This is a genomic window from Stutzerimonas stutzeri, from assembly GCF_024448895.1.
Lineage (GTDB): Bacteria > Pseudomonadota > Gammaproteobacteria > Pseudomonadales > Pseudomonadaceae > Stutzerimonas > Stutzerimonas stutzeri_Q.
Window position 1 is genome coordinate 76,914 of the sequence record NZ_JAMOIC010000004.1, and the last position, 23,098, is coordinate 100,011.

Genomic DNA, 23,098 nt, shown 5'->3' on the forward strand with positions numbered 1-23,098 from the left:
CGAAAGGGCCGCGTCGAGGCACGCCTGTATTAATGTCTAAATCGAGGATCCTGCTATGAACATCACCGTCGTTGGAAGCGGCTACGTTGGGCTGGTAACCGGTGCCTGTATTGCGGAAATGGGCAACACGGTTTACTGCGTCGACGTCGACAAGTCCAAGATCGAGAACCTCAAGCAGGGCATTCTGCCGATCTATGAGCCGGGCCTCGAAGAAATCGTCACCGAGAATCATGCCTCCGGCCGTCTCCTGTTCACTACCTCGCTGAGCGAGGCCGCAGAGCAGTCCGAGGTCTACTTCATCGCCGTCGGCACGCCGCCTGGCGAGGACGGTTCAGCTGACCTGCGCTATGTCCTGGAAGTCGCACGCCAGATTGGCGACACCATGACTGGCCCTGCCATCGTGGTGAACAAGTCGACTGTTCCGGTTGGCACGGCAGATCTGGTGCGTGCAGCGGTAACCGAGCGGCTCGAAGCTCGCGGTGCCGACATCGCGTTCTCGGTTGTCTCGAACCCGGAATTTCTAAAGGAAGGTGCAGCGGTCAATGACTTCATGCACCCGGACCGTATCGTCATCGGTGCGGACAACGAGCACGCCCGTCAAGTCATGAGCGCGCTGTACGCCCCCTTCATTCGTAATCGTCCGCGCACCATGTTCATGGGCATCCGCGATGCGGAAATGACGAAGTACGCCGCCAACGCCATGCTGGCGACGAAGATCTCTTTCATGAACGAGATTGCCAGTCTCTGTGAGCGTCTGGACGTGGACGTTGAGAATGTTCGTCTGGGTATCGGCTCGGACGAGCGAATCGGCTACCACTTCATCTATGCCGGTTGCGGCTACGGTGGTTCTTGCTTCCCGAAGGACGTCAAGGCGCTGATCAACATCGCCCACCAGAACGACTTCGAACCCAAGTTGCTGCAGGCCGTGGAATCCCGCAACGATCAGCAGAAGCATTCGCTGTTCAACAAGATCAACGCGCATTTCAATGGTGATCTCAAAGGCCGCACCTTTGCCGTCTGGGGTCTGGCGTTCAAGCCCGGCACCGATGACATGCGCGAGGCGCCGAGCGTCGTGCTGATCAACAGTCTGATCAATGCGGGCGCCAAAGTTCGCGCATTCGACCCGGTTGCCCGTGAAACCGCGCGCAAGGAATTCCCGGAAAGCTGGTTTGCCGATGGTCGTCTGCAGATCGTCGAAGGCCAGTACGAAGCGGCGATCGATGCCGATGCACTGTTCCTGGTCACTGAATGGAAGCCGTTCCGCCGTCCGGATTTCCGCGCGCTCAAGCGTCTGCTGAACACCCCGCTGATCGTCGATGGCCGTAACCAGTACGACCGTGAGCAGGTGAAGCAGGAAGGCTTCAGCTACTACGGCATCGGCCGTCAGCCGGTTCACGCCTGAGCGAGGGGCTGCGAGTGAGCGCCATCGACCAGCCCAGCGTGACACGCGGTGCGTCCTCGTTTCGAGAACGGCTGACCGCTCTATTGCAGGGAAGCATACGCAGCAAGCTGTTGCGCAATATCGTCACCGTGGTAAGCGGGACCGCCGGCGCGCAGGCGCTGACGCTGGCGTTCATGCCGGTGATCACGCGCATCTACGGTCCGGAAGCGTACGGGATACTCGGCACCTTTCTCAGCGTCACCATGATGCTGATTCCAGTGGCGGCGCTGACATATCCGATCGCTATCGTGCTGCCCAAGCGCGATGGTGATGCGCGCGGGCTGGTTCGGTTGGGGCTGGCCATCGCGTTGTCGTTGTCGATCGTGGTGGCGCTTGGGCTGCTGTTCTTCGGCGATCAGCTGGCAGCAACGCTGGAAATCGAGATCATCCAGCCGTACCTGATGCTGATTCCGTTCGTGATGTTCTGCGGTGCCGCGTTGGAAATATGCCAGCAATGGCTGTTTCGTACACAGCGGTTCCGTATCACGGCAAGCGTGGCGGTAGGGCATTCGCTGCTGTTCAACACGATGCGGACGGTGGCCGGTCTGCTGCAATCGTCGGCGCTGGTTCTGGTCTGCACCACTGCGCTGCAGCAGGCCTTGCATGCCGCCATGCTGGGGCTTGCAATTCTGCGGGCGAAGCCGCGTGTAGAAGAACATACCGACGAGGCACAACAGCCCGAGCCGGGCATGCTCGAGATGGCACGTCGGTACAACGACTTTCCCCAATATCGTGCGCCAGTGATGCTGATCAATGCGATCTCGCAGCATCTGCCAACTTTGGTGCTGGCGGCTTATTTCGGTCCCGCGGCGGCAGGATTCTTCGCACTGTGCAAACAGGCGCTGACCATGCCCACCAACCTGATCGGCAAGTCTGTTGCAGACGTCTATTACCCGCGTATCAGCCGTGCAATCCATGACCGTGAGCCCGTAGCAGCAATGTTGCTGAAGGCAACCACTGCGCTTGGGCTTGTCGGCCTGGTTCCGTTCGCCATCGTCGCCGTTTTCGGCCCCTGGCTGTTCGCGACGGTGTTTGGCGAGCAATGGCAGGTAGCGGGGGAGTACGCGCGCTGGTTGGCGCTGGCTGAATTCGCGGTGTTCATCTCGCGTCCTTCAGTGGTGGCTGTGCCGGCTCTTTCTCTACAGGCACGTTTCCTGCTGTTTGAAGTCTTCAGCACCAGCCTGCGCCTGGTTGCGCTGTTTGGCGGCGCTGTTTTGCTGGGTGATGCCCTGGCCACGGTTCAGGCGTTCGCGGCCGCCAGTATCGTGATTTATCTGTCGCTGGTGGTAATTGTCATGATCGCGGCGCGACGCTGGTATGCGCGCCAACAAGGGCCTGTCTGAGACGGCTCGCAATCTAATTCTGTTCGAGTGGTATGGATTCACCTATGACAGCAAACCTCCCCACCATTGTCGTCATCGGCTACAACAGGCCGAAGAGCCTCACGCGTCTACTGGATTCCTTGAGCAAGGCCCACTATCCGGAGGGCGAGATTCGTCTGGTCATAAGCCTGGACAACTCCGGCACGCTGGAACCGCTAAGGGTTGCCGAAGCCTATCCATGGACGCATGGTGAGAAGCGCGTCATCCATCGCGAGAAGCGTATGGGGCTTCGCAATCACGTACTGGCCTGTGGCGACCTTACCGAGGAGTACGGCGACGTCATCGTGCTCGAGGATGACCTGTTCGTTTCGCCATTCTTCTACGAATACACGGCGCAGGCGTTGAGCTTCTACGCCAGCGATTCGCGCATTGCCGGCATCAGCTTGTATAGCCAGCAATTCAACCAGACTGCCAATCTGCCGTTCACGCCCATCGATGACGGGAACTCGGACATCTATTTCATGCAGCTGGCGGCGTCATGGGGGCAGGCCTGGTCGCGCTCGCATTGGCAGGGATTCCGCCAGTGGCTTGAAGCCAACGGCACCGACATCAGTCGTGTCGATGGCATTCCTGGCGATATTCGCAGCTGGCCGGAATCATCGTGGCTCAAGCTCTACAACGCTTACATCATCAGTCACGACCTGTACTTCGTGTATCCCTATCGCTCGCTGACCACGAACTTCGGTGATCCGGGCGAGCATTTCTACATTGCTTCATCGCGCTTCCAGGTAGCGATCCAGCAGCAGCGGATGGACTACCACTTTCCGTCCTCCAGTGAATCGCTGGCCATCTACGACGCTTTTTGCGAGCTGTTGCCGGCTACGGTCAAACGCCTGAATCCCAAGCTCGCCAGCCATGACTTCACCGTCAACCTCTTTGGCTGCAAGGAATGTCGCAGCGGGCTGCAATTGACCCGCACGACCAAGCCAGGCTTGCACAATTTCAGCCTGTCAATGAAGCCGATGGAGCTGAGCGTCCTGCACGACGTGGTGGGTGAGGGCATTGCCCTGATCGATACGGCCGAGGTGGATACCGCAGCGCTCAACGCAGCGCGTACGCAGTACGACACGTACCGTTTCTTCTACAAGTTTCCGTCTGTGCCGGTGATCTGCGTCGGCTTCCTTGAGCGCCTCCAGATGATGATCAAGAGCGCTCGGTCGAGCTGACCTTCGACCTGGACCCACTCTTCTCAACAGCCTTGAACAGGTAAACGAATATGGAACGAAAAAAAGCGTTGATCACCGGTATTACCGGTCAGGACGGGTCCTATCTGGCCGAGTTCCTGCTGGAGAAGGGCTACGAAGTGCATGGCATCAAGCGCCGCGCTTCGTCGTTCAACACCCAGCGGGTCGACCACATCTATCAGGACGCCCATGTCGACAATGAGAACTTCGTTCTTCACTACGGCGACCTTACGGATTCGTCCAACCTGACCCGCATCATCAAGGAAGTGCAGCCCGATGAGGTGTACAACTTGGGCGCGCAATCCCACGTAGCAGTGAGCTTCGAGTCGCCCGAGTACACGGCCGACGTCGATGGTATGGGTGCGTTGCGCATCCTCGAGGCCATCCGCCTGCTGGGCCTGGAAAAGAAAACCCGCTTCTACCAGGCCTCCACCTCCGAACTCTACGGTCTGGTTCAGGAAACACCGCAGAAGGAAACCACGCCGTTCTACCCGCGCTCGCCTTACGCAGTGGCCAAGCTCTACGCCTACTGGATCACCGTGAACTACCGCGAAGCCTATGGCATGTACGCCTGCAACGGCATCCTGTTCAACCACGAATCGCCGCGTCGCGGCGAGACGTTTGTGACGCGCAAGATCACCCGTGGCCTGGCGAACATCGCCCAGGGTCACGAGAAGTGCCTGCACATGGGCAACCTCGATGCGCTGCGCGATTGGGGCCACGCCAAGGACTACGTCCGCATGCAGTGGATGATGCTGCAGCAGGAGACCGCTGAAGACTTCGTCATCGCCACCGGCGTGCAATATTCGGTTCGCGAGTTCATCAAATGGTCGGCTGCTGAACTTGGCGTCCAATTGAGCTTCGAAGGCAGCGGAGTGGATGAGCGTGCGATCGTCGCCAGCATCGAAGGAGACAAGGCACCGGCGCTGAGCGCTGGTGACGTCGTCGTTCGCATCGATCCGCGCTACTTCCGTCCGGCGGAAGTGGAAACACTGCTCGGCGATCCGAGCAATGCAAAGAACAAGCTGGGCTGGACACCGGAAATCAGCGTGCAGGAAATGTGCGCCGAGATGGTTCGCGAAGACCTGAAGGTCGCCCAGCGCCACGCCCTGCTCAAAGAGCACGGCTTTGAAATTCCAGTGAGTGTGGAGAACTGAATATGAATCGTGACGCACGTATTTTCGTTGCGGGACATCGTGGAATGGTGGGCTCGGCAATCGTCCGCCGCCTGGAAGCGTTGGGTTACACCAATCTCATCACCCGCGGCCGTGAAGAGCTTGATCTGGTCGATCAGGCCGCGGTGAATGCCTTCTTCGCCGAGAACAAGATCGATCAGGTCTATATGGCCTCTGCCAAGGTGGGCGGTATCCACGCCAACAACACCTATCCGGCCGAGTTCATCTACCAGAACCTGATGGTCGAGGCGAACATCACCCACGCTGCGCACATGAATGACGTGAACAAGCTGTTGTTCCTCGGCTCATCGTGCATCTATCCCAAGTTTGCCGAGCAGCCGATGAAGGAAGAGGCCCTGGTGACCGGCGTACTCGAGCCGACCAACGAGCCGTACGCGGTCGCGAAAATTGCCGGCATCAAGCTTTGCGAGAGCTACAACCGCCAGTACGGACGCGACTACCGCAGCGTGATGCCGACCAACCTCTATGGTCCCAACGACAACTTTCATCCGGAAAACAGCCACGTAGTACCGGCGCTGCTCAAGCGTTTCCACGAAGCGACGCAGCGTGGCGACAACGAAGTCGTGATCTGGGGAAGTGGCAAGCCGCAGCGTGAGTTCCTGCATGTCGACGACATGGCGGCCGCTTGCGTGCATGTGATGGAACTGGATGATCAGACCTACCAGGCGCACACCCAGCCAATGCTTTCGCATATCAACGTAGGCACTGGCGTTGACTGCAGCATTCGTGAACTCGCCGAAACCATCGCTCGGGTCACCGAGTATCAGGGCGAGCTGAAGTTCGACAGCACCAAGCCGGATGGCACGCCACGCAAGTTGATGGATGTCTCCCGCCTCAAGAAGCTGGGTTGGCAATCGACCATCAGCCTAGAAGATGGTTTGCGCGACGCTTACCGTTGGTTTGTCGAGAACCAGGACAAAGCCCGGCACTGACACATCGCAGCGACGTGCCTATCGCGCGTCGCTGCCATTGGAGCTGGTCAGGTTCATACGGATTATGAGTACCTCGAACTCTTCCTCAGCACCAAAGGTTGTGCATAAGGATGCATGGATTGCAGCGCAATGATCGTAGGGGGCAGCACCGCTAGGCTTCCGAAGAAGGGACTTTTTCGGGCTTCGTGTTGTCCATCCATGGCACGAATATCCTGGGCGGCGCGATCCGCCTGGGGAGGCCGCGGCCCTGCGGGTCATTTCGTTCTTAGCTACGTCAACTAGGATATTGGAGATAGCGCTTGTTAAGGAAAGTTCTGGCGTACAAGAATCTACTGTTCATCCTGTTTCTGCTCAACTCCGCCTGCTTCTTTTTGACGGATGACAAGCGAGCCGGGATTCCGTATCTGCGCGAATTGTTTTTGCTTGTGGTGCTTGCAGCCACTGCTTGCCTATTCGTTGCGTGGCGATATGTTTATCAGTCCAAAACGTCGCTGTGGATCATCTTCATGGGGGTTGCGCTCCCGCTCATTTCAGCGACGCTTGCATACCTCAACTTTGGTCAGCCACTTGCTTATGGGCTGTTGGAAGAGCGCCGGTTTTTCGAATACCTGGTGTTTTTCCCGACACTGTTTCTTTTGATAATGGCAAAACCCACCGAAGAAGAGGTAGGGAACTACTTTTTATACGTTGCGCTGATTTGTGCGACGGTTGGCTTCATGTATTACCTCGGTATTATTCCGACAAATACGGTGGCGTCCTTTACGGTAGATGACTGGACTCAATACGAAGATCTATTGCGACCTGATCGTTATCGGATTGGTTCTGCATTCGTCACGATTTCGGCATTCATGTTGATGTACAAAATGAAGGAGCGTATCACTGCTGCGCACTTCTTCATTCTTCTCTATTTCGTAGCTTATTTGTGGCTGGTCATGCAGACCCGTCAGACCATGCTGGTCTGGGGCGTAGCGGGCCTGTGGATATTCCGCAAGCGCATCGATTCGCTGATGAAGATGACCGTTCTCGGCATCATTATGCTGGTGGTTTCTTATTTCCTGATGCCAGAGTTTTATGTCGCCCAATATGAACGCTTCCACGCTTTGCTCTTCGAGGCAACGTCGGGCCCCGGCGTAAGGGATGTAACGGTCGCGACGATTATTGAAGCGATCAGCAACAATAATTACATAGGCATGGGGGCACTTTCACTTCAATGGAATGGCGGTTTCTCCACCATATATAACTCGCATTTCTATCTGTCCGACGTTGGTATCTTTGGTGTGTATTACCGGTACGGCTTCATGGCGCTTGCTGTATTGATGATCTATTACGGTGGTTACCTGTGGATCATGAGTCAGTGTCGAGACAAAGGAAGCCTGCTCTCGGCGATACGAATAGCGTTCATATTTGGCATGATGAACTTCATGCTATCCAACGGTCTGACGTTCGCAGGTGATCTGTACGGGATGGCTGCTGCGATCTTCCTTTATTACGCCAAACTGCAAGCTGCGGATTCAACTTTGTCGAATAACTTGGAGCAGGTGAATTATGATCAATTTCAGTATCGTAACTATAAACTGGAATAATCTAGACGGCCTGAAGGACACTTACCGCAGTCTGCAAAAACAGACTTGCCGTAACTTTCGCTGGATCGTTATCGACGGCGCCTCCAAGGATGGCAGCGGGGAATGGTTGAGAGGCCTGGATGACCCCCAGGCTGAAATCACCATCGAACCGGACAAGGGTATTTACGATGGCATGGAGAAGGGGCGCCTGCGTGCGGTCGAGGCTCCCGGTTATACGCTGTTCCTGAATAGCGGTGATGCGCTTGCTGACGCGAACGTGCTCGAGCGCATTAGTAATGAGTTATCGAGCGCGGCTGTGGCCCCCAAGTTTGTTTACGGTGACTTTTACCGTAAAGACGAGGCCGGGGCATTGAAGCGCGTCGCCGCGCGACCTATCGAGCGTGCCCCGCTGGGATTGCCCGCCAGTCACCAGACGATGTATTTCGAGAACGAGCGGCTGCGTCAATTCAAATTCAGATTGAACTACAGGCTGTCGGCTGATTACTGCCTGCTGCTGGAGTTTCTGCAGGGCCTGGACCTTCAGGCTGAAGTGCTCCAGTTGTCATTCCCTTTGTGTATCTTCGATACCACGGGCGTTTCGCACAAGCGTCGTTTCGAGGCGATCCGCGAGGATATGGATATCAGAACCCGGATCTTGAATTATTCAAAGCCAAACGCATTGGCACTTTACGTCCTGCACTACGTGCACACTCATACCAAACAATTGCGTGCGTCACTGGGCAGGTAAACATGAGCGGTTCTAGGATTTACAGAGCCAACAAGAGCTGGGCACAGGAGCGTGTTCGATGAACTACCGAAGCTTGACTGATCTATCGCGGCTGAGCACTGAGTGCGGCAGCAAAATCCCGAATGATGTCGATCTGGTGGTCGGCATTCCTCGCAGTGGGATGCTTGTTGCGAGCGTTATCGCGCTCAAACAGAACCTGCCGCTGACTGATCTGTATTCCTTCTTGCGTAACGATGAACTCAAGAAAGGTAATACCCGCACCTACAAGCATGCGGAGCTCACCAAGCCACAGGACGCGATGAAGATTCTGCTGGTCGACGACAGCATCTCCTCAGCCAAATCCATGCGAGCGGCTGAAGAGCAGGTGAGAGCTGCATACAAAGGGACAGTCGTGACCATGGCGGTCTTTGCGGAAAAGCACAATCGCCATCATGTGGACCTGTACCTTGAGCTCGTTGAGCAGCCTCGAGTGTTCGAATGGAACATCATGCACCACCCGCTTCTGGTTCATGCTTGCCTCGATATCGATGGTGTGCTCTGTGTAGATCCGACTGAGGAACAGAATGATGACGGTCCTATTTATAGAGACTTCATCAGCTGCGCACGGCCGCTTTTTGTTCCCTCGGTAAAAGTAGCGCATCTGGTCACTAGCCGGCTGGAAAAGTACCGTGCTGAAACTGAGGATTGGTTGCAACGTAACGGCGTGCAGTACGGGACATTGCACATGCTAGATCTTCCAAGTGCGGAAGAGCGGCGGCGTTTGAATATTCATCATAAATTCAAGGCCGAGGTCTATGCCAAACATCCGCTGACGCGTTTGTTCGTAGAAAGCGAAGTCAGGCAGGCCATAGAGATCATGCGGATCAGTGGCAAGCCCGTGTATTGCATCGAGACAAATGAGATGTATGTGCCCGGTCAGGCTTATAACCTGAAAGCCAATACCCTGCGCAAAACATACAGTCTGAAAGCAAAACTCATGAGGAAGTTGAAATCGGTGGTTGGCAGGCTCGCTCCGGCTGTGCCCATCAAATAGCTGATTTGCGGATTGGCTGCTTTGCATGCAGCCAATCCCAGATGTGATTGTCAGGCGTTTGGCCCTATACGGCTGCACTCTCCCTGGCCGACGTACTTGCGCAGAACCTCCCACTGGGGTTTGTCCTGGCCGTTCTTGGGTTCGACGGATAACTTGTAATTGCCCCATGCAGAGCCCGCAGCCCAGTACGTCATGGGAATGCAATGCTCTTGTAAGTAGGCCAGCAGGTTATCCATCGCTTCTAACCAGCGGGGATCGTCGGCTGGGATGCCGAATTCACCGATGTGCCCTTGTTTTTCATGCTTGACCAGCCATTCGATGAAGGGCTTGACCCGCTTGACGCCAAGCATTGTGTCGAAGTCGTCCGGGATCGGTTCCTTGTATTGCCCACTGCTGTGCTTGTCGATGTACAGGTGGGCGGAAAATATCAAATTGTCGGAGGGGTCTTTCAGTTGCAGCAGCGGATCATTGAATTTTGGCCAGAGAAAACTGCTCGACCAGAAATTCCCTTCTATAAGCAAGGGGCGCTGCTTGTCATGTTTCCTGATAGCGTCGATCCCAGCCTGCGCCGCTGCAGGCCAGTATTTATCGGCGCCATGTGGCTCGTTCATGATGTCGTAAGCGTAAAGACCTTTCTGATCTTTCCAGCGTTTGGCTATACGTTCGAGCAGGTCCTGATACGCGCTGATTGGCACGGCGTCCGTGCCGATTATCTGCTTGTGATAACGGGCATAGTTGTGGATATCGAGGATGACCCGCATATCGTATTTCGCGGCTTGCTGGAATGTCTCTTCTATGCGCTTTGCATAGTCTTCATCGAGCTCGCCGTTCAATTCCGATTGAAGACGCTCCCACATGATAGGGAAGCGAATGGTCTTGATGCCCTTGTCCTTCCATTGCTCAAGATAGCCGGGCTTAGGGAAGAAATAATTTGTGTTGAATTTTCCGGGAATGGCATTGCCGGAAAAGGCGGCACCGCCAATGTTCATGCCAACCAGATCAATATTTTCTGCAGTGCTCGTGGCACTCACGAGCGCAAGTGCGAGTCCGAGGAGTATTCCTTTTGAGCGCCTTGGTTTGTCGCATGTCCCTATCATTTTCACTGCCTCATTCTGCTATCGGAAAAGCCGCTTTTACAGCTGCTTCGTTTGTCCGGTATTGGCGCGCAATGTTCACTTTTTCTGAATTCGGCACCGCCGGCATTCTACTCACTCAGATTTCCATGCATATTCGGATTCGGCGACGAATCGAAGAACTGATAGAGAAGCTCATATGAAAAACCCGCTCGCCAGAAGAACGGATCCTTTGATCGCAAAGCTGAAGCTATTGACCGAGGATGACACCGGCACCTTCATGTCTGAGTTGAAGAAGCGTGAGAGTCCTACAATCCTGGGTTTTTTGAATCAACACGGCTACAACATCGCCCAGCGTGACCAAGTGATCTTCAAAAGTTTCATGCAGGTTAATTACCTGCTGCGCGATGGAATAGGTATCAAGCTTGCGTGCCTCTACAACGGCATCGACCCTAAAGCCAATCTCAATGGTTCGGACTTCATCCCTGAGTTGGTCGATGAGTTGGTTGGGCAGTCTGAGGATTGCTGCGAACTGTTTGCCATGGGCACTCGCGAGCCCTGGCTGAGCGAAGGCGCGCGCAATCTATTCGGCAAGCGCAAGTTCCATGCAATCGATGGCTTTCAGGAAGCCGATGATTATTTGAAGTTCTACCAGAAGCACCATGTCCCAGGGCGTTTCCCTATCATCGTGCTGGCCATGGGTATGCCGAAGCAGGAGCAGGTGGCACTGCATCTTCAGCAGGCAATGGACACGAAAGCGTTGCTGATCTGTGGTGGGGCAATTCTCGACTTCACCGCCGCGCGCTTTCCCCGTGCTCCGCTGTTCTTCCGCAAGTTCGGTTTGGAGTGGGCGTTCCGCATGCTGATCGAGCCCCGCCGTCTGTTCAAACGTTATGCGATCGGCATTCCAGTGTTCTTTTATTACCTCTTGCGCAATGCATTTTCAGGTAAACACCAGGTCGCCGGCTGGAATGCCGTCAAGCGCGAGCAGTAACCCAGCAGATACTGAGCCCGTCGCCCTAATCTGGGCGACGTCATTAGCGGCTCGAGTGGCCTTGAATCAGCGCGGGATCACCCGCAGCGACATCAGCAAGCTGAACAGGTAGTGCGCTGAGAGCGTGATCGAGTACAGCAGCACCACCGACGTGATAGGTAGATCAAGGAAGTGTGCTGCGGTAAAGCAGGCAACCGTCAGAGCGGTTCGCTGAATGTTCAGCATCAACAGCAGGCGCTGTCGCTCGAACAGTGACAGCAAGTGGGATGCTGGTGCGTGGATGAACTGGAACAGCAGGTAGATGGCCAATATCGCCGCCAGCTGACCAGCCAGCTCCCACTGCGCCCCGAAGGCCAGGGCAAACAAGCCTTCTCCGAAAGCCAGCAATACCAGTGCCGGCGCGATGGACAGCGCCAGCAGCCGCTTGATCACCGAATGGGTAACTGCGCGGATCTCCTTTGGGCGTTTGCGCCCAAGCGAAGCGATCTCCGCGTAATAGGCCTTGCTTGTCGTATACCCCAGCAGGTTCATCGGCAGCGCCAGGGTCATCAACGCGAGTCCGAGCTGCCCGGTTGTTCCGGCGTCATAGATGGCAGCCGTCAGCAGCAGGGGAGACTGGCTCGAAAATATCTGCAGCAACTGTGCAGGCAGGCGGTAAATCGGGAAACCGCGGTAGTGCCGCAGCATTGTCCGCGCGCGGTGCAGCGTGACGTGACGCCAGAAGTGTCTGACGTCACCGTGAAATGCACGCACCACAGCCATCATGCCCGCGCCTGCTCCTATCACGTGGCCCAATAGAAGCCCCAGCGGCATCAGCCCTGCCACGCCCAGACCAATCTTCGCGACCGCTCCGACGACGCTCTGTTGAAGCTGAGTGCGGGCGATTATTGGATAAGCACGTCGACGAACTGCCCAGATCTGCAGCACTTCATAGAGTGCTGTGAGAAACAGTGCGATCACGAGCAGGCCGCGATAGGGAATTACCGCATCCATCGAGATCAGCGAGAGCAATGTGGGGCCGGCCAACCATAGAACCGTGCCCACAACGAACGTCATCAATACGAGAAGGGCGCTTGATAAAGCCATCAGCGTCATTGCCGCGCCATCCCTGCTCGGCAGCGGGACCGCGAGTTCATAGCGAAGCGTCATCAGCGGCGTGAGGATGAGCAGCATCGCCGTGAAAACCGACAGCAGTCCGAAATCTTCTGGACTGTAGATTCGGGTCAGAACCTGAATGGAAAGCAGCCCGATGATTTTCGCCATGCCGCTGCCAAGTGCCAGCGTAGCCATGCCTTTGAAAACACTTCCGGACGACCCTCCGGAGAGGCGTTGCTTGGCGGCGAGAAGCTTTGCTGAAAGGTCGAGGCTCGGCATCTGAGGGTCCCTCCTTGTGAATGCGCCGCTCTATGAAGCGGGGCAGTCCATGCGGGTTGTCATCCACCAAGCTGAACGTCGGCGCGGATACTGACGTAGATGAATAGGTGCGTGCGCGTATATGAAGCTTTTAAGGCAGAAAAGTTTCTAATTGTTGCGTATGAAGGCATCAGGTTCCTGATGCCGTACCTACGGACGCATCGTCATAGGCGTCATTTGCTGCCCGAGTCAGTAGTTGCCTTGAGCGACTCGCCCGCTCCCTCGTCGTAGCTCAAGCAGCCATCTACCTGCCGTGCCGGAGATGTATATGGATGAATGGTCACTCGTTGCTCGTCCAGAATGTGCAACACCTCGATGCCCTTGAACTTCAGCACATCGGCCACCATCGAGCGGTGACACCGCCACCAGAGCACTTCCGCGCACATCATCGCAGTACGCCGCTGCGTCGCCAGAGTCAGCAGTTGCTGCAACCCAATGGCGAATTCCTCACTCCGCAAATGCTCTGCATATCCCCTGAACGACGCGTTTCGCCATGCGCTGGTGCTTGCGCCGGGCGACGCTTTTCGTCGGCCCCCCAACGCTTCTATCCACTCATACCCGATGCCGTGCTCGGCGAGCGATGCCTGGAGTGTTTCAGACAGGTATTGCGGTAACCGCCGAGACCCCGGGAAGCGCCTGACATCCGCGATCGTCTGGATGCCGTACTGCTCAAGCAACTCGATAAACGAGTGACTGCTGCGGATCGAGTGGCCAACCGTCCAGATCTGTAGCGGTTGGGCCTCGATCATCTGATTTTCTTCAGTGCGCTGCCCTTGTGCATTGCTACGTGATCCGTCTTGTCACTTTTGATCTCGTATTGAGGTTCTTCGGGGCTGGCCCGGCGGAGGTGCCCTTTGTAGTCGGTGTCTTTGGTGTGCACAGCCTGAATATGGCCCGTCACGTGCCCTGCCTCTGAATTCCAACGCACGTGTTCACCTACGTTGAATCGTTCTTCGGTCATTTTTCCTCCGCGGCAGCTGCGATTGGTTAGAAATTGATCAGGCATAGGAGGAAAAAATGTTTCCCCTCCTATCTCCGGACCGGAAAAAAGCCTTCCCTACGCCTACCGTTCGTCGGCTAGATAGATAGCCTCATATCTATTTCCCTAATAAAGATATTCAAAAAAATGACGCTGGTATTGACCTATCTTCCCGAGTTAAAGGGGGCGAGAGGCTATTGAGGGAGATGGCCTATCGCCACAAACTAATAGCGCATTAATGGCCGGTCAAAATTGTGACGTAGGATTGGCGATCTAAACCCGTCAAATAAATTTTGAGTCTTTTTAGAAACCTATTATAAAGACGCCACGCAACGGATTGCCGGGTTCCACCCAAGGTGATCCGGCGTCCTTTGCAACACGGTTCGTCCGGTTGCGCATAGACAGGAGTCTGCCCAGTAGCGCCTGAACGACTCAACACCAACTCCCGCCACTTGTTTAAAGGCTTCGGCCTTTTGAAGTATTAAGTTCCGGAGAGACAGAATGTCTATCAATGTATTTGCTGGTGCCCCCAAGGCACTTGTTCGCTCCATCGCGCTCGCTGCAGTATTCAGTGCAGTAACTTTTACAGGTCATGTGGCAGCCGCCACTACAGTAAGTGCAACTGCCGCCGCTGCATTTACTTCCCCGATTAACAAGTTCACCAGTACCGACTTCCTTAATGGTGTATGGCGCCGCACAGCTGCGGTGTCCGTGCCTGCTACTTCTGCTTCTATCGCTGCTTTCAAGCCGGGCGTTCAGATCAAGTTTGCAGACGGCCAAGTACGTAAGATCTCCAAGGTCTTCAAAGTCGGTGCAAACCTCAGCATCTATGTAGACGGTGGTCTGCTTGATGGTGGCAAGGTCGGTGCACCTCGCACCATCAGCACTGTGGTGCCGGCGGCTGCGACGCCAAGCACACCTGCTGTAACCGCGCCTGTTGCTCCCGCTCCAGTTGTGACTGCCCCTGTCGTTACTGCGCCGAGCAGCACCTACACAGCGTCGATGAACAGCTTCTCCAATGCTGACTGGGACAACGGTATCTATCGCAAGGCAGCAGGCTTCTCCATCCCGGATACCACCGCCAACAAGTCTGCTTTCGCGGTTGGGGCTTCGGTGAAGCTGGCTGACGGCCAAGTACGCAAGGTCGCAGCTGTCTACGACGTCGGCGCTCACCTTTCAGTAATGCTCAGCGGTTCGGTTCTTTCAGCCGCCAGCGTTGGTTACCCGAAGACCATCAGCGTTGTGTCCGGTACTTCGACCAGTGCTCCGGTTGCACCGGCTCCAGCTCCAGCTCCAGCTCCGACCCCGGCTCCGGCGCCTACTCCAGCCCCAGCACCTACCACTCCAGTGGTCAGTGATGGCAGCGGCATCGATCTGGTAGGCGTGAACTTCGGTTCAGGTGTGTTTGATCCGGGTACTGTTCCAGGCATCTATAACAAGGGCTACACCTTCGCCGACGAGTCCTATTACAAGCGTCACTCCGAGCTGGGCTTTAAGTTGGTTCGTCTTGGCTTCCTTTGGGAGCGTATTCAGCCGAAGCTGGGTACTGACCTCAATGCAGCCGAACTGGGTCGGATCAAGCAGTCGCTCGATTACGCGCACAAGCACGGAATCAAGATTATTCTTGATATGCACAACTACTATCGCTACTACGGGAAGGTTATCAACTCGCCAGAAGTACCACGTGCGCAGTTTGCGGAAACCTGGCGCAAGATCGCAGTCGAGCTATCCCGGCACCCGGCACTGTATGGCTACGGTTTGATGAATGAGCCGTATAACACTGGCAATAACATGTGGCCGCAAACCGCGCAGGCTGCTGGTCAAGCGATCCGCAAGATTGATCCGAGCAAGTGGATCATGATTGCAGGTGACCGTTACTCGAGCGCCTTCCACTGGCAGAAGTACAATACCTCGCTGATCAACGATCCCTGGATGCGTGATCCGAAGAACAACTTGGTATACGAAGCGCACCAGTATCTCGACTTTGACTACTCGGGTACCTACACCAAGCGGGCTGAAACCTTCGCACCGATGCTGGGTGTCGAGCGGGTCAAGCCGTGGGTCGAGTGGCTGAAGAAGAACAAGCTGCGCGGTTACATTGGCGAGCATGGTATTCCGGACTTCTCTCCGTCTGCTGTAGTCGCCACTGACAACCTGCTGGCTTACCTGAACGAGAACTGCATCCCGAGCAGCTACTGGGCAGCTGGTCCTCGCTGGGGCGAGAACATCATGTCCCTGGATGTTCAAAGCGGTAAGCACCGTCCTCAGCTGGCGCCCCTGCAGAAGCACGCTAAAGCCAAGAAGACCTGCTCCACGATCGGTCCGCTGTAAAAGCTGTCGCGATACGAAAAAACGGGCCCTGCGGGGCCCGTTTTTTTTTGCGATTAATAGTGTGGCGCGAACAAGCGCTGCAGTTCGTCGGGGTCGTCATGGTGTGCGGCGCCATAAAAAATAATTGCCATCCCGTTTTACATACAGACAAATCTATTTTGCCGTTCCGCTTGTTTTATTGCCGTTCCGCTTGTTTTATTGCCGCTTCGCTTAAATGCTGTAGCCGTGCGGCTTTGCTCCAGAAGTCGGCCAAAGTGCCATGATCCATCGGGAAGATCGCATTCGATTTCTTTTCTTTTTGGATTGCAACTGGGAGTGGGTGCCGCTTGGTAAAACAATGGAACTCAAAAATTTGCACCCGGTCACCTTATATGTGCGCACCGAAATACACAGGTCGCGGCTCACCGCTCCCGCTGTGTACCAACGGACCGTGGTCTTCCGGCCAAGCCATATAAAAGGTGAATCAAATGACTACACCCGACGAAGAAATTACTGGTTACGGTGGCCAACCTAAGACCGGCCCCAATTCGACTTCTAATACCACTGGATCGAATCATTCGAATTCAAGCTCGAACGGCAATCAATCCGCGAATGTGAATCAAGGTTCCACCACTGGGTCGAGCTCTACAGGACACACCACGGAAGAGGCCAAAGCCAAGGCAAAAGATGTGGCCGAGCAGGTCAAAAGCCAGGGTAAAACTCAACTGGAAGGCTATCGGGAGACCGCAGCTGACGGAATTGAGCGAGTGGCACAAAGCGCAAAAGCTGCTGCCCATGAGCTGGAAGGCGATGATCGCCTCGGTCTGTCAGGCTACGTGTCGGACATGGCCGAGAACATGGTCCATTTCTCCGAAAGCCTGCGCGGCAAAAGCGTTGATGAGCTCTTTCAGGATGTGAACCGTATTGCTCGGAACAATCCTGCGTTGTTCATCACAGGAAGCATCGCACTTGGCTTCGGCCTGACACGCTTTGCTCGCGCCTCGAGCAAGCGGGCCGCTCAACACGATTACGATCGCCATGACAGCTCCAGCAGCTTTGCTGGCGCGACGTCTTCCCATGACTCCAGTCAGCGGGATCTGAATGACAGATTGAGCACCGGGCAAACTGGGACCGTCGGCAGCGTCAGCAATGCCAGTGGCACTTCCAGCGGTTCACGCCCAACGTCCGGCACTGCCTCGGGTATGGGGGCTGGTATTGGCACGGGTTCAGGAACTGGTGTAGGCACCGGCCTCAGCGGTTCATCCAGCTCCACAACTGGCGCAAATACCAGTAATGGATTGGGTATCGGCTCGAATCCAAGCTCTGGCTCCGGTTCTACATCCAGCCGCGACGGCAAGGGCACTGACGGAGGACTTTTCCCATGAGTGAAGCACGTAAGACAACGACTTCCACCTCGACCACCACTGTCGAGCCCGGGCTTCGCGCCGAAAATGACACCTCTGTAGGAGGGTTGCTCCGCCAGCTGACTCATGAAGTGCCGTCTTTGATCACCAAGGAGTTGGCGCTGGCGAAGGCTGAAATCAGCGAGTCGCTGCGTGCGACAAAGGCTGGTGCAGCAAGCGTCGCTACTGGCGGCGCCGTCCTTCTCGGTGGTTTCATCGTCCTGCTGATGTCCGCGGTCTATGGCCTGAGCAACGTAGTTGAGCCTTGGCTCGCTGCATTGATCGTTGGTGCGGTTGTTGTGGTCATCGGTTTGGTGATGGTGTCTGCCGGCAAGAAGAAGTTTGAGGCTTCTTCGTTCAAGCCTGAGCGCACCATTCATTCGGTCAACAAGGACAAAGAAGCAGTCAAGGGGCACACATCATGAGTACACGTAATCAGATTGATGCCGAAGCGCAGAAGGATCCAGCAGAGCTAGAACGCGAGATCGACCAAAAGCGCGCCGAGATTGGCGATATTGTCCACGCGCTGGAGAACAAGTTGTCTCCCGGCGAGTTGATTGATACGGCCTTGGGCTATGTGAAAGGTGGCGGCGGAGAATTCTTTGGCAACCTGAGCAATACGGTCAAAGCCAATCCAGTGCCGACGTTGCTGACGTCCGTAGGCTTGATCTGGCTGATGGCTGGTCAGAATCGCCAGCCTCATTCCAATGTGACGACCAGCCACTACGGCACCGGCTCTACTGGCCCATCCATGGGTGACAAGCTCTCTGCCAAGACCGAAGGTCTCAAGCAGCAGGGTGCCGGCCTCAAAGAGAAAGCCAGTCAGATGACCCACAGCGTTTCTGAATCCATCGGCAATGCACGCTCACGGGCGAGTGATTCAAGCCGTCAGGCTTCTACTCGACTGAAAGGGGGTGCGGACCGTGCCCGTGGTGGCTTCGATCAGTTGCTGCAAGAGCAGCCTCTTGCACTAGGTGCGATCGGCATTGCATTGGGTGCGCTGATCGCTGCAGCTGTCCCGCCGTCGCGTCGTGAAGATGAAATGCTCGGCGATGCCAGTGACCGCATGACAGATCAGCTTCGCCATAAGGCTGAAGAGGGTTATCAGAAGGTGTCGGCCAAAGGCGAGGAAGTGGCGCAGCACGTTAAGCAGGATATGAGCAGTGATGGTAACCGGTCGAATTCCAATTCGACGGGCACCTCCGTTGGCATCTAGCCTGCGCTGCTGACGATGCGGTTTAAGTTGAAGATTTTCGCCGGTTCGGAGTTGAGTCCGAGCCGGCGAATTTCGTTAATCCGCGGAATGGCGCCGGTGTAGCTCAGTAGGTAGAGCAGCGCATTCGTAATGCGAAGGTCGGGGGTTCGACTCCTCTCACCGGCACCAATGAGATCAAAGGGTTAGCTTCGGCTAGCCCTTTTTCGTTCAAGGCCCCAATGCGTCAAGTCCGGTGAAGATTCAGCCAACTCAGGTATCGGCAAAAGCCAGGCCGAGAAGTCTTTGGAGCAGTATCGAGGAGCCTGTCTAATTGGATCTAGGGCTAACCATTCGCTGCGTGAAAAAAACCAATATCTCCAGCCGGATCGCCCGCAGTTATACGGGCATTTTTCCGGCCTGCTAGACGCGCTCGGCTTCAGCTTGCGACGCGATTCGGCTCAGACATGGTTGCCGCTGCGTCGTCGCTTGTAGAGGCCTCGTCGTAAAGTGAAACCATGTGATCCAGGTTGCCCCGGACCTGGCTCTTCATGGCCTCCACAACTGCTCGCAACTCAGCTCGCTGGCTATCGCCGAACGAACTGATCAGATTGGTACCAATCTGGCTGATCTGACGTACTTCAGCGAACCCGCACAGCTGTTTCGGTACCCAGGTTTCGAGAAAGCTCGACAGCTTGATTACGTTTTGTGGGAGCAAGGCGATTTGCGGCACGGCGTATGCCAACGCGGTGATAGCGCCATGCAGGCTGGTGCCGCAATACAGTTTGCTGGAGGCGATGCAGCTGATGATGTCTTCGATGTTGCCGCTGTCGACGCGATAGGCTCGCTCGTCACCCAGGAGACTATGAAGCTTGTCCAAAGGTTCATCGTCGGAATGGCCAGGTGCCTTGCCAATGGTCAGCAGAGCGATCTTGAGCCCGGTATTCACATTGAGTTCGGTCAACTGCTGCGCAATTGCCTCAATGCGGCGCTTGGCATGGTGATCGGAGATATGGAACACGATGTGGCCGCGTTCGGTCGGATCGACCTGCTGCGGGAAAATGTCCGAAATCAGGATTGCGCTGTCCGGCACCAGATTGTGCTCGACATCGATTTTCTCGAGCTCGGCCGACGTCTCGCGATCTCGCACCGACACGTAGGTGCAATCTTTGAGGTTCTGCTCGATCGCATCATGTATGAGCGGCGTCTTGCTGCTGATCTGATTCCCGCCGACGCTGTTGTACATGACCTGGTAACCAGGCAGATCGCGCTCGCCTAGCACCAGAGGCACGTCCGATGGAATGGACGTGAACATTCGGCTTAGGTAAATGAACGCCTTATGGCCGATCAGATAGGGGCTGGCCTTGATCGGATAGTAAATCGCCTGTGGCGCGAGGTAGCCGATGATGCTTTCCCACTGGGCTGTCAGGCATTCACCGCCAGCCACGATAAGCATCGTTTTTGACTGGTCGCTCGTCTCGTCCAGCGCCTGTTTCAGTGGAATGGTGGGCAGTGCGCCATATTCCGAAAGGTCGGACGTCTTGGTGGCCGCAATTAGTACCGAGAAGCGTCCATCCGCTTCAAGGTAGCGTTTGAGGACTATTGCGAAGAGTAGGTCGCCGTAGTTGTGCCGATCATAGGCTCCGTATGCGATTACCTTGACTCGATCAGTCATGCAGTAGGACTCCTTTCAATATTTTTGAACTGTACATACAGCAGGGTGTTTTTCAGCGCGAGCGCAACGGCTGTGGCAAAACAGGCACCGTTGACGCCGTAGAGCGGAATCAGGATCAGGTTGAGCACGACGTTGATGACGCAGGCCGCAATGTTGTTGTGCAGGTAACGCCGATGATTGCCCGTCATGGTCATGAAGATGCCGAGCGGCCCTGCGGCCAGCACGAAGAAGTAACCGATGGCCAGAACCAGAAGCGGATACACACCCTGTTCGCGATATTCCGGGCCGAACACCGCCAGGATGTATTCGCGCAGCACGCCGATGGCGAGAAGGATCATCAGCGCCAGAGCAAGCATGAAGCGCGAGTACTTACGCACGATCGCGAAGGCGCCGGCTCGATCATGCTGCGCCCAGCGCCTGGAGATGTCCGGTGCGATGGTGCCGTTGATGATGAACAGCAGCGTCGTCGACAGAGCTGCGATCTTGGCCGCGATGTAATAGATGCTGACCTCGCTGGCCGAGCGCAAAACGCCCAACAGCAAGGTGTCGGAGAGTTCAATGATGCTGTTCATGACCGCGATGAGCATCAGCGGTATGCAGAGGATGAACATGTCCCGCCAACCGAGGGCGGACTCAATGCTGGAAGCTGGGAGGCTGGCGTGAGCACGCCATATCGAGCCGATTATCGCCAGGGTGTAACTGGCCGCAAAACAGATCACAACGTTGGTCAGGTCGTTGCCGGTCAGTGCAACCAGCAGCAGCGTCAATGCCGGTTGGAACGCCGTCTGCCAGAACAGGCCTTCACTGGTCTTGTTCTTGGCCTTCAGGGTTTCGCTGGAAATACTGAGCAGTGACAGGCCGAGCGCAGTGACCGCGAACAGTACGGCGGCGTGCTCGAAGTAGTCTTGAGTGGTTTTGGAGAAGTACACCACCGCCAGGCCGATCAGAAAGGCCGGGATGTTCATCAGGGTGGCCAGCCCCAGCGCACGGTGGAAATAGCGGCGCTGCTGACCTTCGCCAAGCGATGAAATGTTCTTCAGGCAGGCTATGTCGAGCCCAAGCCGCGCCACCAGTGACAGGAAGATGCCAAGGGCTACACAAAAGAAAACGGTTCCCGCCAGATCCGGAGCCAGCATTCGCGCCAGCAGGATGTTCAAGCCGAGCGTCGCGCCAGCGCCGCTGCCTTTGGTAAGGATCAGTCTGGCGTATTTGAGGATGTCGGCTTTCATTCCTGACTCTGGGGCGTCCGTTGCATATGCCGATTTCATTCACTGCTCCTAGCTGCCGCATGTCGCGCGGCGCAAGCCATTTCTGACGTATCCGACGGCGTAAGCCGGCGAGGATGGCTCCTCTCGGAAGCTGGCCTGTTCCAATTTTCTGGGTCGAGTGGTCGCGTGTTTACAACCTGCGATGACGTCAAAAGAGACTTCATCAAGAGCGCCTGAGGCAGGGAAAGTTCCTCATCAGGCGACGTGCGGGTTTAAGCCTTATCGCTTGGAAATAGGTTTTGGCAGACAGCGGCAGACGCGGCGGCGACGGTTGGGAACGCGGTTGTCGAACTCTTGTAGAGGCTGGCCGTCCCAATCTGGACGGGATTGATTCTTTAATTGGGGGTACGCAATGGCCTTGCTGGAAACGCGCGGTATCAGCAGCTTCGAATTGTTGAAACGAACCGTGAAGGAGTTCAGCAACGACGACATGACTACCTATGCGTCTGCATTGGCTTATCGAGGAATCTTCTCGTTGTTTCCCTTTTTGCTTTTTCTCATTGCCATGCTTGGCATGCTGGATCTGCAGAATTTTTTCACCTGGCTTCGCGAGCAGGTTTCGCTGGTATTGCCACCCGATGCCCTCGATTTGGTCAACCCAGTGATCGACGAGATGCAAGACCAGAAAAGTGGCGTGCTGTCGGTAGGTATCCTCGTCGCGCTCTGGTCGGCGTCTATCGGGGTCCGCTCACTGATGAATGCGATGAACAGGGCTTATGACGTGGAGGAAGGGCGGCCCACCTGGAAATTAATGCTGCTTGCCGTGGCGTACACCATCGGTCTGGCTCTCATTCTGCTCGCCACAGCCGGCCTGATGATCACAGGGCCGCAAGTGATGGAATGGCTGGCTTCGCAAATCGGGTTGAAAGACATTGTGGTCACGTTGTGGACCTGGCTGCGCTGGCCGGTGATCGTGATCCTCATGATGTTGGTGGTCGCACTGATTTATTACGTGACGCCGGACGTCGAGCAGCAGTTTCGCTTCATTACACCGGGTTCTGTGCTGGCAGTCATCGTCTGGATCGCCGCCTCGATAGGGTTCGGTATCTATGTGCAGAACTTCGGCAACTACGACGCCACCTACGGCAGCATCGGCGCCGTCATCGTGTTGTTGCTCTACTTCTATATATCGGCCTCGGTGCTGCTCTTCGGCGCTGAGATGAATGCAGTCATCGAACATGCTTCGGAGCAGGGCAAGGACGACGGCGATAAGAAAGTCGAGGGGTGAGTTCGCTGGTACGGCCCGCTGTAACCGTGTGTTGCGAACAACGGTCGAAGGCTATGGTCCATTGATTTCATTGCAGAATCTTTCA

21 protein-coding genes and 1 tRNA gene are annotated in these 23,098 nt (G+C 55.8%); 15 read left to right on the top strand and 7 right to left on the bottom strand.

The annotated features are described in order from the left end of the window. Positions 1–55: 55 nt before the first annotated feature. The 8 genes from NA619_RS06155 to NA619_RS06190 all read left to right on the top strand — a co-directional run bounded on the left by NA619_RS06155 (position 56) and on the right by NA619_RS06190 (position 9,478). Positions 56–1,402 carry a UDP-glucose dehydrogenase family protein gene (locus NA619_RS06155; RefSeq protein ID WP_255960909.1) on the top strand — a complete coding sequence of 449 codons (1,347 nt, stop codon included), beginning with the start codon at positions 56–58 and terminating at the stop codon, positions 1,400–1,402. Positions 1,403–1,416: 14 nt separating this feature from the next. After that, a complete protein-coding gene (locus tag NA619_RS06160) occupies positions 1,417–2,784 on the top strand; it encodes a lipopolysaccharide biosynthesis protein (RefSeq protein WP_255960910.1) in 1,368 nt (455 codons plus the stop codon). A gap of 44 nt (positions 2,785–2,828) precedes the next feature. Continuing rightward, positions 2,829–3,989: a glycosyltransferase gene (locus NA619_RS06165; RefSeq protein WP_255960911.1), complete on the top strand. Its 1,161-nt coding sequence runs from the start codon at positions 2,829–2,831 to the stop codon at positions 3,987–3,989. 50 nt (positions 3,990–4,039) lie between these two features. After that, a complete protein-coding gene (gene gmd / locus NA619_RS06170) occupies positions 4,040–5,164 on the top strand; it encodes a GDP-mannose 4,6-dehydratase (protein ID WP_255960912.1) in 1,125 nt (374 codons plus the stop codon). Between the two features lie 2 nt (positions 5,165–5,166). Then, the gene (gene fcl, locus NA619_RS06175; protein ID WP_255960913.1) at positions 5,167–6,135 is read left to right on the top strand and encodes a GDP-L-fucose synthase; all 969 of its coding nucleotides are present in this window, start codon (positions 5,167–5,169) and stop codon (positions 6,133–6,135) included. A gap of 299 nt (positions 6,136–6,434) precedes the next feature. Then, positions 6,435–7,718 carry a hypothetical protein gene (locus NA619_RS06180; protein WP_255960914.1) on the top strand — a complete coding sequence of 428 codons (1,284 nt, stop codon included), beginning with the start codon at positions 6,435–6,437 and terminating at the stop codon, positions 7,716–7,718. After that, positions 7,681–8,445, top strand: a complete 765-nt coding sequence (locus tag NA619_RS06185; protein WP_255960915.1) for a glycosyltransferase — start codon at positions 7,681–7,683, stop codon at positions 8,443–8,445. The genes NA619_RS06180 and NA619_RS06185 overlap by 38 nt, the downstream gene beginning before the upstream one ends. A gap of 58 nt (positions 8,446–8,503) precedes the next feature. Further along, positions 8,504–9,478: a phosphoribosyltransferase family protein gene (locus NA619_RS06190; protein WP_255960916.1), complete on the top strand. Its 975-nt coding sequence runs from the start codon at positions 8,504–8,506 to the stop codon at positions 9,476–9,478. A gap of 50 nt (positions 9,479–9,528) precedes the next feature. Here NA619_RS06190 and NA619_RS06195 read toward each other — a convergent pair whose 3' ends face one another. Further along, positions 9,529–10,467 (bottom strand): glycoside hydrolase family 5 protein, encoded by a 939-nt coding sequence (locus NA619_RS06195; RefSeq protein WP_255960917.1) that lies wholly within the window; start codon positions 10,465–10,467, stop codon positions 9,529–9,531. A gap of 283 nt (positions 10,468–10,750) precedes the next feature. Here NA619_RS06195 and NA619_RS06200 point away from each other — a divergent pair, with 283 nt between their 5' ends. Beyond that, positions 10,751–11,545: a WecB/TagA/CpsF family glycosyltransferase gene (locus tag NA619_RS06200; protein WP_255960918.1), complete on the top strand. Its 795-nt coding sequence runs from the start codon at positions 10,751–10,753 to the stop codon at positions 11,543–11,545. Between the two features lie 66 nt (positions 11,546–11,611). Here NA619_RS06200 and NA619_RS06205 read toward each other — a convergent pair whose 3' ends face one another. The 3 genes from NA619_RS06205 to NA619_RS06215 all read right to left on the bottom strand — a co-directional run bounded on the left by NA619_RS06205 (position 11,612) and on the right by NA619_RS06215 (position 13,919). Next, entirely contained in the window at positions 11,612–12,919 is a 1,308-nt protein-coding gene (locus NA619_RS06205) for a lipopolysaccharide biosynthesis protein (RefSeq protein WP_255960919.1), read from the bottom strand. A 212-nt stretch (positions 12,920–13,131) separates the two neighbouring features. Continuing rightward, positions 13,132–13,707: a DUF488 family protein gene (locus tag NA619_RS06210; protein ID WP_255960920.1), complete on the bottom strand. Its 576-nt coding sequence runs from the start codon at positions 13,705–13,707 to the stop codon at positions 13,132–13,134. Beyond that, positions 13,704–13,919, bottom strand: coding sequence for a DUF2945 domain-containing protein (locus NA619_RS06215; protein WP_255960921.1), 216 nt, complete (start codon positions 13,917–13,919; stop codon positions 13,704–13,706). The genes NA619_RS06210 and NA619_RS06215 overlap by 4 nt, the downstream gene beginning before the upstream one ends. 519 nt (positions 13,920–14,438) lie before the next feature. Here NA619_RS06215 and NA619_RS06220 point away from each other — a divergent pair. Further along, positions 14,439–16,268, top strand: a complete 1,830-nt coding sequence (locus NA619_RS06220; RefSeq protein ID WP_255960922.1) for a glycoside hydrolase family 5 protein — start codon at positions 14,439–14,441, stop codon at positions 16,266–16,268. A 175-nt stretch (positions 16,269–16,443) separates the two neighbouring features. On the opposite strand, the gene NA619_RS06225 is transcribed toward NA619_RS06220, so the two are convergent. Further along, complete coding sequence (locus tag NA619_RS06225) at positions 16,444–16,626, bottom strand: hypothetical protein (RefSeq protein ID WP_255960923.1); 183 nt, start codon at positions 16,624–16,626, stop codon at positions 16,444–16,446. A gap of 109 nt (positions 16,627–16,735) precedes the next feature. On the opposite strand from NA619_RS06225, the gene NA619_RS06230 reads away from it, so the two are divergent. The 4 genes from NA619_RS06230 (at position 16,736) to NA619_RS06245 (ending at position 19,034) form a co-directional block, all read left to right on the top strand. Beyond that, positions 16,736–17,632 carry a hypothetical protein gene (locus tag NA619_RS06230; protein WP_255960924.1) on the top strand — a complete coding sequence of 299 codons (897 nt, stop codon included), beginning with the start codon at positions 16,736–16,738 and terminating at the stop codon, positions 17,630–17,632. Then, entirely contained in the window at positions 17,629–18,075 is a 447-nt protein-coding gene (locus NA619_RS06235) for a phage holin family protein (RefSeq protein ID WP_255960925.1), read from the top strand. The genes NA619_RS06230 and NA619_RS06235 overlap by 4 nt, the downstream gene beginning before the upstream one ends. Further along, positions 18,072–18,866 carry a DUF3618 domain-containing protein gene (locus NA619_RS06240; protein WP_255960926.1) on the top strand — a complete coding sequence of 265 codons (795 nt, stop codon included), beginning with the start codon at positions 18,072–18,074 and terminating at the stop codon, positions 18,864–18,866. Before NA619_RS06235 ends, NA619_RS06240 begins: the two co-directional genes overlap by 4 nt. Before the next feature lie 92 nt (positions 18,867–18,958). Then, positions 18,959–19,034 (top strand) — tRNA-Thr (locus NA619_RS06245). Positions 19,035–19,281: 247 nt separating this feature from the next. On the opposite strand, the gene NA619_RS06250 is transcribed toward NA619_RS06245, so the two are convergent. Both NA619_RS06250 and NA619_RS06255 read right to left on the bottom strand, forming a co-directional pair. Next, complete coding sequence (locus NA619_RS06250) at positions 19,282–20,517, bottom strand: polysaccharide pyruvyl transferase family protein (RefSeq protein ID WP_255960927.1); 1,236 nt, start codon at positions 20,515–20,517, stop codon at positions 19,282–19,284. Continuing rightward, on the bottom strand, positions 20,514–21,746 hold the full coding sequence (locus NA619_RS06255) for a lipopolysaccharide biosynthesis protein (RefSeq protein ID WP_255960928.1): 1,233 nt from the start codon (positions 21,744–21,746) through the stop codon (positions 20,514–20,516). The genes NA619_RS06250 and NA619_RS06255 overlap by 4 nt, the downstream gene beginning before the upstream one ends. A gap of 391 nt (positions 21,747–22,137) precedes the next feature. Between NA619_RS06255 and NA619_RS06260 the strand changes: the two genes are divergently transcribed. After that, positions 22,138–23,013 carry a YihY/virulence factor BrkB family protein gene (locus NA619_RS06260; protein WP_255960929.1) on the top strand — a complete coding sequence of 292 codons (876 nt, stop codon included), beginning with the start codon at positions 22,138–22,140 and terminating at the stop codon, positions 23,011–23,013. Positions 23,014–23,098: the final 85 nt, after the last annotated feature.